Annotated in this window: 13 protein-coding genes; 11 read left to right on the top strand and 2 right to left on the bottom strand. The window is 56.5% G+C overall.

Features of this window, described 5'->3' with window-relative positions; all coding sequences use genetic code 11:
• Positions 1-286 precede the first annotated feature (286 nt).
• On the bottom strand, positions 287-712 hold the full coding sequence (locus T18_RS25020; protein ID WP_080863792.1) for a GntR family transcriptional regulator: 426 nt from the start codon (positions 710-712) through the stop codon (positions 287-289).
• Here T18_RS25020 and T18_RS25015 point away from each other — a divergent pair.
• The 5 genes from T18_RS25015 (at position 640) to T18_RS28315 (ending at position 4,843) form a co-directional block, all read left to right on the top strand.
• Positions 640-1,431, top strand: coding sequence for a PfkB family carbohydrate kinase (locus T18_RS25015; RefSeq protein WP_080863983.1), 792 nt, complete (start codon positions 640-642; stop codon positions 1,429-1,431). The genes T18_RS25020 and T18_RS25015 overlap by 73 nt on opposite strands.
• Before the next feature lie 75 nt (positions 1,432-1,506).
• A complete protein-coding gene (locus tag T18_RS25010) occupies positions 1,507-2,094 on the top strand; it encodes a LysE family translocator (protein ID WP_038496589.1) in 588 nt (195 codons plus the stop codon).
• Positions 2,095-2,297: 203 nt separating this feature from the next.
• Positions 2,298-3,209: an ABC transporter substrate-binding protein gene (locus T18_RS25005; protein WP_038496592.1), complete on the top strand. Its 912-nt coding sequence runs from the start codon at positions 2,298-2,300 to the stop codon at positions 3,207-3,209.
• 126 nt (positions 3,210-3,335) lie between these two features.
• Positions 3,336-4,664, top strand: a complete 1,329-nt coding sequence (locus tag T18_RS25000) for an LLM class flavin-dependent oxidoreductase (protein ID WP_075807869.1) — start codon at positions 3,336-3,338, stop codon at positions 4,662-4,664.
• 53 nt (positions 4,665-4,717) lie between these two features.
• A complete protein-coding gene (locus T18_RS28315) occupies positions 4,718-4,843 on the top strand; it encodes a hypothetical protein (protein ID WP_373694508.1) in 126 nt (41 codons plus the stop codon).
• Here the strand turns inward: T18_RS28315 and T18_RS24990 are convergent.
• The gene (locus T18_RS24990; protein ID WP_051489744.1) at positions 4,835-5,404 is read right to left on the bottom strand and encodes a TetR/AcrR family transcriptional regulator; all 570 of its coding nucleotides are present in this window, start codon (positions 5,402-5,404) and stop codon (positions 4,835-4,837) included. The two genes, T18_RS28315 and T18_RS24990, sit on opposite strands and share 9 nt — an antisense overlap.
• Positions 5,405-5,540: 136 nt before the next feature.
• Here T18_RS24990 and T18_RS24985 point away from each other — a divergent pair, with 136 nt between their 5' ends.
• The 6 genes from T18_RS24985 to T18_RS24960 all read left to right on the top strand — a co-directional run bounded on the left by T18_RS24985 (position 5,541) and on the right by T18_RS24960 (position 11,452).
• Complete coding sequence (locus T18_RS24985; RefSeq protein WP_038496598.1) at positions 5,541-6,410, top strand: metallophosphoesterase; 870 nt, start codon at positions 5,541-5,543, stop codon at positions 6,408-6,410.
• An 11-nt stretch (positions 6,411-6,421) separates the two neighbouring features.
• Positions 6,422-7,738 (top strand): ABC transporter substrate-binding protein, encoded by a 1,317-nt coding sequence (locus T18_RS24980; protein ID WP_046205653.1) that lies wholly within the window; start codon positions 6,422-6,424, stop codon positions 7,736-7,738.
• Between the two features lie 55 nt (positions 7,739-7,793).
• A complete protein-coding gene (locus T18_RS24975) occupies positions 7,794-8,726 on the top strand; it encodes a carbohydrate ABC transporter permease (RefSeq protein WP_038496601.1) in 933 nt (310 codons plus the stop codon).
• A gap of 91 nt (positions 8,727-8,817) precedes the next feature.
• Positions 8,818-9,591: a carbohydrate ABC transporter permease gene (locus T18_RS24970; protein ID WP_046205654.1), complete on the top strand. Its 774-nt coding sequence runs from the start codon at positions 8,818-8,820 to the stop codon at positions 9,589-9,591.
• On the top strand, positions 9,591-10,346 hold the full coding sequence (locus T18_RS24965; RefSeq protein WP_038496604.1) for a tyrosine-protein phosphatase: 756 nt from the start codon (positions 9,591-9,593) through the stop codon (positions 10,344-10,346). The genes T18_RS24970 and T18_RS24965 overlap by 1 nt, the downstream gene beginning before the upstream one ends.
• Positions 10,346-11,452 (top strand): ABC transporter ATP-binding protein, encoded by a 1,107-nt coding sequence (locus T18_RS24960; RefSeq protein ID WP_038496607.1) that lies wholly within the window; start codon positions 10,346-10,348, stop codon positions 11,450-11,452. The genes T18_RS24965 and T18_RS24960 overlap by 1 nt, the downstream gene beginning before the upstream one ends.
• Positions 11,453-11,530 lie beyond the last annotated feature (78 nt).

The raw sequence follows: 11,530 nt of genomic DNA, 5'->3' as shown, positions 1-11,530 counted from the left end.
AAATCACTCTTTGTCCACTTTCAGCCGAAGCGAAAGAGAATTTTTTTAAGACGAAACTTCCGAAGAGTTCGTGATAGCGCAACGGTCTGTCAGGTTAGATTCCTGCTTCTGCAGCGTGGGGGTCAGCGGTTCACCTCTCATCAGGAGCAATATGCCTGTCACCCGTCTCAACGACAGCGGATCTCCCAGGACAAACGAACTTTCGCTCGTCTCGGCCAGAAAGCTGACGTCGGCCACCGTCCGTTGCCGTTTAAGGCATGGCCAAACGCTGGACCGGCGAGCCGCCTTAGCTCGACTGGGCGGCCGTGCTGAGCTTGCGACTTCCTTCAAGCAAATGACGCTGCAAAATTTTACTTGCAGCGTCAATATTCCGATCTCTGCAAGCCTTTAGCAGAGCACGGTGCTCCTCCTGCGATTGCCGCTCATAGTCCAAGCTGGATAGCAATACACGTATGTAGCGGTCGGCTGCATCATGGTGGGTAGCTATAAGGCCGATGAGCCGCTCATTTTGGCACGCGCCGTAAAGTGTCATATGGAACTGCTTATTCAGCGTCCCCCAACGTCCCACATTCTTCTCAGCGTCGATCTGGGCGAGAAGCGTTGCAGCCCTATCCAAGTCGGCTGTCTTCAGCCCAGCATATGACTGGCGCAAGGCTTCGGTCTCGAGTAGCGAGCGAATGGAATAGATCTCCGCAATCTCCTTGGCATTCATTCTTGCCACGAAAGCGCCCTTGGTCGGGTGAATGGGCCCCTATCGCCCTTCAGAATTTGCAAAGCGAGGTCGATATCCGCCGTGTGGTCCGATCGAAGGAGCCTACCGGCTCCGCCGCAATAATCATCGATGCCGATGGCCGCAATATGATCGCAGTCGCAGCAGGCGCCAACCTGATAGCCCAATCCAATGGCGTTGAGGATGAGCTGCTTCGTAACGCAAGTTACGTCCTAATGCAGATGGAGAATGACGTTGTTCAGATTGAAAATCTAATCAGACGGGTTTCTAATCATCCCGCAAAGTCAATTCTCAACCTGGCTCCGGCCTACCGGCTGGATCGCGACCTTCTCTCGCTTGTCGATATCGTAATCGTCAACGAAGACGAGGCCGAAGCTCTGTCCGGTTGGCTTGGTTGCGAGCCGACCGCGAGATCGTTGTCCGAGTCTCTCGACACCGGTGTCCTACGCACCATGGGAGGAAAGGGAGCCGAAGCATTCATCAATGGCGAGAATGTGTGGGTGCCGGCGCTGCGCGTTGATGCCGTGGATACGACTGCAGCTGGTGATTGTTTTGTGGGCGTCCTCGCGTCCGCTCTCGATCGAGGCCTCTCGCTCGACGCGGCGATGCGACGAGCCGCAAAGGCCGCTGCGATTGCCTGCTCGCGTCCGGGAAGCCAGTCGAGCATTCCTCATGGCAACGAGACAGATAGTTGGAGCTGAGAAAAGCCAAGGGCAATCACCTGCGTGAACCCCATCGGAATTGACTGAAGACACTTCCAATACAGGCGACCTGCAATGAGCTATCCAGCATTTATCTCGGCGGTGTTCATTCTGCTACTGAGCCCCGGCCCGACCAATACTTTGATGGGGTTGGCATCGGCACGCAACAGTTTCTGGGTCGTTCCGAGATTACTGCCCGCCGAACTGCTTGGTTATCTCAGCATGATCTTGCCCCTTACGTGGCTTGGCGGAGAGCTGATCGCGCGTTGGCCGGAAACCGCTCTGGTGCTGAAGGCTGCAGCGGGGATTTGGGTTATGTATCTTGCCATAAAGCTTTGGATGGCAGGAAGCAAAGATGTCATGGACCGCAGCGTGACCGCTCGACGCATATTTGTGACGACGACGCTCAACCCCAAGGCCCTCGTGTTCGGACTTGTTCTTCTACCTCCGCCGATCGCACCGGAGTTCCTGCCAAAACTTATCATTTTCGTTGCCTTGGCAAGCATGGTTGCCGTGATTTGGGGTTTGATCGGCAGATTGACGCAGGTCGGTGCGCGAAGCCATTGGCGTCTGATGATACTTCAGCGGGCCGCATCCGTGTGGCTCGCTATCGTGTCGTGCACGGTTGTGGCGGGGCTGTTTAATATTTCGTTTGCCGTCTGAGTCGTTCCTCTGCGCCTATCGACCGCGCTGTGCCAACTGGCTTGAGGGGCCGGATCGGTTTAAAGGAAAACTTATTTCATACGGTGCGTCACTTGGTCGTTTCCATTTCAGAGAATCAATCGCTGCTAGACGGAAGTTGCTGTAATCGCAGGATTTATTTGTATATAAATCTAATCGCTTTAATGTATAAAAGAGGAAAATTTATGAAATTACGCTCTCTAGCGATTGCTGTGGCTGCCATGGTTATGGCCTTCGGCCCGTCGTGCGCATTCGCCCAAAGCGATCCGCTCGGCGGCACGGCCGGGACCTCAGACAAGTCGACGATTATCGTTGGCTCCGCCGATTTTCCGGAGAGCCAGATTCTCGCCACGATCTATGCAAAGGCGCTGGAGGCGAAGGGAATCAAGGTTGAGATTCACCCAAGTATCGGTAGCCGGGAGGTATATTTTCCAGCGTTGAAGGATGGTTCGATTGATCTTATACCGGAGTACGGCGGCGCCGTATTGCGCTACCTCGACAAGGGCTCAACCCAGAATTCAACTGAAGAAGTTCTAGCTGCGTTGAAGAAGGTTTTGCCGGAAGGCGTACAGATACTCTCAGCATCATCGGCCCAGGATACAAACACTGTCGCCGTAACGCAGGCAACAGTCGAAAAATACGGCTTGAAGTCCATCGGCGATCTGAAAGGCTATGCCGAGGATTGGGTTCTGGGTGGACCGCCCGAATGGAAGGTAAGGCCCGACGGCGTCCTCGGGTTCGAAAAAAACTACGGGGTAAAGTTCAAGTCCTACAAGACGCTGGACGTATGCGGGCCGCTGGTGCTGTCGGCTCTTGAAAATGGCCAAATCCAGGTAGGCTGCGGCTTCTCCACGGATCCGGCGCTCAAGTCTCACAAGCTTGTTACTCTGACTGACCCACTCAATCAGTTTCCCTCACAAAACATCCTCCCGCTGATATCTTCCGCGAAAGCCACGAAGGAAATTGCGGCGATCCTTGACGCAGTCTCCGCCGCGCTTACCACCGACGGACTAATCGAATTAAATGCGCGGATCAACGCGCATGAAAGTTACGATACAATCGCGAGCGACTGGCTGAAGGCCAACAAGCTGAACTGATCCAAACTTGGTCGGGCTCGACAATTGACCCGACCAGGATCCTGTTATGCGTAAAATGAACTGCCGCCGACCGAATGAATGCGTCGAAGCTCTAGGAGCGAGATTGGCAGTTTTTAAGGATTTGATATGCCAAGACGCCAGCACATGATTCTCTCTGCGTTTTTCTACAACCCACAGGGAGATCACCGGCTTTCGTGGAGGCATCCGGCCGCCCCTGGCCGTGAAATTTTTGACCTGGACTATTACCGGCAATTGGCGGAGGTCGCAGAGCAGGCAAAGATCGATACGATCTTCATAGCAGACCATCTGGGAATCTGGGACACTTTCGAAAGTGGCGTGGCCCATTATGCCAACGCACGCCTGGAGCCGCTTTCACTTGTTGCCGCGCTATCCGCAGTTACGAAGAACATCGGCTTCATTGTCACGGCATCGACCTCTTACAACGAACCCTACAACATTGCTCGGACATTTGCTTCCCTCGATCATCTTTCAAAGGGACGCGTGGCGTGGAATGTCGTTACATCAGCGCTGGAAGAAGAAGCCAGAAACTTCGGCCTGAGCGCCAATATCGGCCACGCGACCCGGTATCAGCGCGCTGGCGAATTTCTCGATGTCGTCACCAGGCTCTGGGACAGCTGGGAGGACGAAGCTCTCCTGATAGACAAGGAGAGCGGGTATTTCGCGGATCCATCGAAGATACACTACCTCGATCATGCCGGGACCCACTTTAACGTTCGAGGGCCGCTGAATGTCGCGCGTCCGCCACAGGGCCATCCGCTCATTGTGCAGGCGGGCTCTTCTGAGGCCGGCAGGGACCTGGCTACGGATTACGCCGACATTCACTTCGCAGTGTTTCGAAACGAGGAAGAAGGAAAGCAATACCGGGCCGACATCGAGAAGCGTCTAGCACAAAAGGGGAGGGCTCCGGAGAGCTTTTTCCTGCTGCCTGGTGTCCTTCCCGTGGTGTCGGCTTCACGTCAGGAGGCAGAGGATCGGCAGGCCGCTCTAGAAGAGCTTATGATCGATCGCGTCAGTCTCGACCTCCTGTCGAGCTGGTCCGCCATGGATCTTTCCTCTTATCCGCTCGATGGCCCCATGCCTGAACTGCCCGACGAGGCCAAGTTCGACGGATGGCGGACTTGGCTCAACATCGTGAAGAGCGAGACGAATAGCGCAGCGACAATCCGGCAGCTTGCGCGAAAGATAGCGAATACGGGCTCCGTCCCCATGGTGGCTGGAACAGTTGTGGACGTAGCAGATCAGTTAGAGGCGTGGTTTACATCCGGTGTTGCCGATGGCTTCAATCTCATGTTTCCGCTGCTTCCGGATGACTGGGTCAATTTCGCCCGCTCGGTCGTCCCAGAACTCCAGCGTCGGGGCCTTTTCCGCACGGAGTATGAAAAGGGTACATTCCGTGACCGTTTGCAACTGCCGCGGCCAGCACACCGCATTTGATCGCAAACACCCCTTTTACCTTCGACCAACAATTGACCATCCTCGGTGTCCTGATGCTCACGTCAAAGGGTTCAGCGGGCGTAGCGGGTGCCGGGGTTGTAACATTGGCTGCTACGCTAGCGTGGATGCACACCAGCAGGCTTCGGTCTGCTCGTCGAATTATAGTCGCGTCACGTTGAAAGCGCATTCCAACACATACGCACAATACCTGCCCTCTGTTCGCTCGTGAGCGGTTCGCCGGTTAATCGATGTCGTTTTAGAGTGTTGCGGATTGCGCCGCGAACGAACGAGCCCGCAAGTTTTGCCGACAGTCCCCATTCCGGTCCGTTTTCCTGGGCTTCAGAAAATACTGCGATGCTATGTTCCGTGATCTCAGAAAATATGGCCGTGAGCTGCTCTAACTCAATAGAGGGTGAGTTAGTCAGATAGTCGTAAAGGATCGCTCGGTTCGCGTCTGCCCAGATGAACTCAATATAAGCGAGAACGTAGTCCTCAATCCGGGTGCGATACGGGATCGACCGATCAATCGGCCTAACAACTGCTTCCTCCATTATCGCTGCCAGATGCCGACAGACATCGAGGATCAACCCCTCTTTTGAAGGAAAGTAGTTGTAGAGCGAACCGGTTGCGACGTTCGCGGTTTTGGCAATAGTCACCATCGACGCCTGTAGCCCCTGTTCAACGAAGAGTAGGGCCGAGGCTTCGATAATGCGCTGTCGTGGATCTAGTTGCTGGCGCATGAATGAACGTTCATCTCAATGTCATGAAGGATTGGTATCAGGCCGTGTGTGGGTGGGCAAGCAAGTCGCATCCAACTGTTTTCAGTCAGCGTCGTCTCAAGAGGCGAAGCTATACATATGATCAGCGAGTGTGACAATGACGCTTCATCCTACCTTCGTTCACCTGACCGACCTCCACATTGGAGCGCCGGAGCTCTTTGATGACCATCTGCTTTCAGATACGTCGTCAACGCTTGCGGCAATCCTTGAAGATATCAAGAGCATCGTTCCGCAGCCCGACTTTATCGTGGTTAGCGGCGATCTGGTCAATCGCGGCGAGATCATCGACTACGAGGAACTGCAACGGATATTCCATAATGCCCGCCTGACGATGCCGGTCCTATTCGGTTTGGGCAACCACGACGTCCGCAGCAATTTCTATCAGACCGTTCTCGGCAGGACCTCCGAACTTGCCGCGCCTTACGATCACGACCAGGTCGTCAGCGGCATTCACGTCATTGTTCTCGACACTTCGGTACCTGGACGTATCGGTGGCAATTTCGAGCCGGGTCAGTTGGAATGGCTGACGGCTGCGCTCGATCGGCATCCGGAACTGCCGAAACTGATCGCCATGCATCATGGGCCTGCCCTCGACGAAGATGATCTTGTTGGCCAGTGGGAGACACTATCCTGTGTTGACACGATAGCTTTGCGTTCCGTTCTGGAGAACCGAAACGTAATCGGCATCGTCTCCGGCCATGTTCACTTCGACCGGGTCTCCGACTGGTACGGTATTCCACTGATCGTCGGTATTGGTCAGCATGCGGCGACGGATGTCCTGCAACTTCATGAAAACCTGCGGATGGTATCCGGATCGGGTTTTGCTCTCTGCAAGCTGCGTCCCTCCGGCCTGACGATCTCTTTCGTCCCTCAGCCTGCAGATAGGCGTGAACTCCATGTCCTTCCGCTTGCCACAATCGCGGAAATTGACATGCAACGCGCTGCTGCCCTGGCTGCGGCTGAGTAAGGATTCGACCGATGCAGAGAAGATCATTTCTTGCTAGCGCGATCTCCACCATCCTGACGGCTTCATTGCCGCTGAGTGGGGCATTCGCGCAGACTGCGAAGCTGGCAGTCGACAAGCCGGTGACCATCACCTTCTACAACTACAATCTGGCATCCGCCGGTATCGGGGCCGACGCTACCAAGAAGCTCATCGCGGAGTTCATGGCGGCCAATCCTGACATCAAGGTCGAGGGCGTTGCCGTGCCGCCATCGGATATGGCAAGCCGACTTCAGAGCGATATCGCTGCAAACCGTATTCCCGACGTAGCCCAGGTGGTATTCGACGGCCTTTCCTTTGTGGCCGATAATCTCGGTGCCGTCGCGCTCGAGGACGCGATCCCGCAAAAGGAGCTGTCGGCCCATTTCGACGGTATGATCCCGGCTGGCATCAAGCTCGGCCAGTTGAACGGCAAGACCTACGCACTGGCCTACACGTTCTCAACTCCGGTATTGTTCTACAACGCCGATCTCTTCCGTAACGCGGGACTTGATCCCGACCAACCACCCAAGTCATGGGAAGAGGTCAAGCATTCAGCCATCACCATCAAGGAGAAAACAGGCGCACAGGGATTCAACGGTGCGGTAGCCGGCGGCGGCGCAGCCGGCTTTGACTGGGCATTGCAAGGTGTCATCCAGTCGTCTGGTGGAGCTGTTCTGTCGGAGGACCGCAAGACGATAAAATTCGGCGAAGCCGGCGCCATCAAGGCCATTTCTATGCTGCGCGACCTGCATGACACCGGTGCCTACGAGAATATGCCGAGTGATGTGATGATCGAAACCATGAAGTCGGGCCAGCTCGGCATGCTGCTCAATACGTCTGCCGCGCAGAACAGTCTCATCAAGGCATCGTCCGGCAAGTACGAATTGCGCGCCGCCCAGATGCCGGGCTTCGGCGACACGGCATCGACACCGACGAATTCGGGCAGTGGTCTCGTCATCCTCAGCGAAGATCCGCTCAAGCAGCGTGCCGCGTGGGAACTGATGAAGTTTCTCACCTCCAAGCGCGGATATACGGTCATCACCTCGGAAATCGGCTACCTCCCGCTGCGCACGGATATTGTCGATGATCCCGCCTATCTCGGCCAATGGGTGAAAGAGCACCCCATGGTCCGCCCCAACCTTGCGCAGTTCGACCGTATGCGGCCATGGACGGCCTATCCGGGTCAAAACTATCGGCAGATCGCCAAGATCTTTCTCGATGCAACCGAGATGGCGGTATTCGGCGGCGGCGACGTGGCCAAGACCATGAAAGCCGCCCAAGAGCAGGCGCAGGGTCTGATGCCGAACTGATCCGCATTTCCTGTGTCGCCGGATCAGCCGGCGGCAGCATTTGGAGAGGTTCTCGATGACTACCACAACCTTGAGCGGAGTGGTCCCCACAGCGCGCGGCGTTCGCCGCGCGTCACACCGGATTGCGCCCTGGCTCTATATCCTTCCCGCCGCCGTGACGTTCCTGATCTGGATCTACTGGCCGCTTTTCGATGCGTTGCGGCTGAGCTTCTATGAATGGAACATGTTGCCCCGCGCGCACCCCAAATTCGTCGGCTGGTCGAACTACACAAATATTTTCGCGCTACCGAAATTCTGGCAGGCGCTACGCAACACCGGCATTTACGTTGTAGGACTTCTGCCGATGGCGGTGATTGTCCCACTCGCAATCGCTATCTACACGCACGATCTTTCTCCGCGTTCCCGAAACCTCTACAGGGCAGTCATCTTCGTGCCGATGATCATCGCGCCCGTGGTTGCCGCCGCCGTCTGGCGTTGGCTGTTCGATCCCTCCTACGGTTTCGTCAACGGACTTTTGAAAGGCATGGGCCTCGATCCCATTCGCTTTCTGACCGATCCCGCTGTCGCGATCTGGACGATCGTCTTCATCACGGGTTGGAAGCTGATCGGCTTCTCCACGCTGATCCTGTCGGCCGCAAACGCCAATATTAATCCGTCGCTGATCGAAGCCGCAAGGATGGACGGCGCCAGTCGCTGGGAGATCATCCGCGACGTCCGCATGCCGCTTATGTCTTCAACCATCCTTTTCCTCGTCATGATCACCATCCTTCTGGGCGCGCAATGGAGCTTTTCCTACATCGTCGTGCTGACCCAGGGCGGACCGCTCGGATCGACTACCAACATTTTCTACGTCCTTTGGGATTTCGGCTTTTCGAGCATGTCAGTCGGCTGGAGTTCGGCCGCCGCGATCATTCTTTTCCTTGGCTTCGGAGCAATCGCTTATAGCCTCCTTCGACTGGTCGACAGGTATTCATTCTATGACAATTGATGCCACCCAAACACCTGCCAACTCGGCATTCGTCCGTCGAAAAGGTGCCACGGCGAAATTTTCACTGCGCGCACCGGCCGGACATGCAGTGATGGTTCTCCTGTCCCTGGTCTGCCTGTTTCCGGTCTACTGGATGATTCTCAGTTCGTTGCGTCCCGCCAATACACTGCTCGATGGCGGCGTATGGCCGACCGGCCTGTCACTGGAAAACTATGCCTATGCCCTGAAGGCCATACCGATCGGCAGGATGCTGCTGAATACGGTGGTCATCTCCGTCGTGGTCACCGCGTTCCAGCTGATGACGGGCCTGCTCGCGGCCTACGCTTTCGCCTGCTACCGCTTTCCATTCTCTCGAGCGATCTATTCGCTGATGGCGATGACCTGGCTCATCCCGCTTCAGGTGGTGATGATTCCGAACTATCTCCTGGTCGCAAGGCTCGGGCTTCTCGATAGTTTGACGGCTCTGATTTTGCCGCATGTCGCAAGCGCGCTGTCGGTAATGCTGCTTACCCAGTCCATGCGCGCCTTCCCAAAAGAAGTGCTTGAAGCGGCGCGAATGGACGGGGCAGGGGGGTGGCGCATGCTGTGGGACATCATCGTGCCCAGCCTGCGCGGCACGATCGCCAGCCTGACGATCCTGATCTTCATCTCCACTTGGAACGAATATTTCTGGCCGCTGCTTCTGTCGCGAACGCCCGAGAACAGCGTCGTGCAGATCGGCATCCAGATGTTCATGACCGCTGAAGGCACCGAATGGGGGCCGTTGATGGCGGCCTCGACGATGGCAAGCTTGCCCATACTTCTTCTTTACGTCGTCCTGCAAAGGCAGGTCGTACAATCCTTCATGAAATCGGGAATTCGATAATGACGGCAATCTTCGAACGGCACATCCACGTGGATGGTGCCTATAATGTCCGCGACCTCGGCGGCTATGCGTCAGCGTCGGGCCAGACACAGTGGCGCCGCGTGTTGCGCGCCGATGGCCTGCACCGGGTGAGTCAGGCCGGCCTTGACATGCTTGTCGAGACTGGTGTGCGGCTGGTGATCGACCTTCGGCACGATCATGAAATCGCTGCGGCACCCAATCCGTTCGTTGCCGATGGGCGGGTCCGTTATCTCAACGTTCCGCTGTTCTCAGGGCTTGTTCCGCAAGCCTCCCAAAAGAGGACGGGCAGCATTCTTCTAGATCTGTATCTGCAGGCACTTTCCAGCCGAGGTGAGGCGATCCGCATGGTCGTGGAGACGATTGCCCATGCCGGAGAAGGCGGGGTGCTGTTTCACTGCACTGCTGGCAAAGACCGGACTGGCATCATCGCGGCGCTGCTGCTTGCAGCAGCCGGCGTGCCGCGCGAGACGATACTGGTTGACTACGCTCTGACTGGCGAACGCATAACCCCTCTCATCGACGAACTCGTTGCCGACGCCGTTCAGCGCGGACTCGACGCCGGAGAATTCAAGAAGCTTCTGGGCTCGGAGCCGGGCATCATGGCCGCGGCGCTGGATCACCTCGACGGTCAATATGGCAGCGCGGCTGGTTATCTCGCGCATATCGGGTTGAGCAAAGAATGCCTCGGAAAGCTTCAAATGCGCCTGCTGGTCTCGGGAAAGGAGACCGTCTGATGGCAAACCTGAGTTTTGAAGGCGTCAAGAAAACCTATGATGGCAAGCAGGTGGTCCACGGTCTGGACATCGAAATCAAGGATGGGCAGTTCGTCGTCATCGTAGGCCCGTCCGGCTGTGGAAAATCGACGCTTCTACGGATGATTGCCGGGCTTGAGGATATCACGGAGGGACGCCTTGCCATTAACGGAATACAGATGAACGATGTCGAACCGTCCAGACGTGGCTGCGCCATGGTGTTTCAAAACTACGCGCTTTATCCGCACATGACCGTGCGCGAGAACATGGCCTATCCACTGAAGATCGCCCGCATGCCGAAACCTGAGCGGGACCGGCGGGTGGAGAAGACGGCCGAAATCCTCGCTCTTGGCGAGTATCTCGATCGTCGCCCCGCGCAGCTCTCCGGGGGGCAGCGCCAGCGTGTCGCCATGGGGCGTGCGATCGTTCGCGAACCGGGCGTGTTTCTGTTCGACGAGCCGCTCTCCAATCTCGATGCAAAGTTGCGTGTTCAGATGCGCATCGAAATTCGTCGCCTCCACCGGCGCCTCCAGGCAACGTCGATTTTCGTAACACATGACCAGGTCGAAGCCATGACGCTGGCCGACATGCTGATCGTCATGAATGGAGGGCGGATCGAGCAGATGGGCACGCCGTCCGATATCTATCGCCGGCCGGCGTCAGCCTTCGTGGCCGCATTCATGGGCTCTCCAGCGATGAATCTTGCTCCGATAATCCGCATCAGCGATGACCGGTTCTGCTTTGCCTCAGTGCCGGATTTCGCGATTGATATTGCCGATCCCGGGATCGACGAAATGACAATCGGTATCCGGCCGGAAGATGTCGTCGTGTCATTCGAAACCACCGATGGCCTCGCCACATCGATCGATCTTGTCGAGGAACTAGGTGGAACCCGCATTGCCTATTGCCCTGTCGGCACTACGGAATTTGCCGTTGTTCTTCCTGCAGACGCCGAAGACTATCAGGGACGGGCGGTCTTTCTCAAGTTTCCGGAGCCTGCCTTGCATATCTTCGATGCTGTGAGCGGCGCGCGGTTGGCTCAGGGATCCATGCCCAACCCAGCGACACATCCAACTGTCAGAGCGTAAGCCGGGATTGTGAAAAGCGAGCGGTGATGACCGTCTGGTGATCATCAAGGCAGAAGTCGTAGAAGAGCTGCGCCGGAG

The sequence above is a fragment of the Rhizobium sp. TBD182 genome (genome assembly GCF_001950375.1).
Lineage (GTDB): Bacteria > Pseudomonadota > Alphaproteobacteria > Rhizobiales > Rhizobiaceae > Agrobacterium > Agrobacterium tumefaciens.
This window is presented reverse-complemented; position numbering and strand designations above follow the sequence as displayed.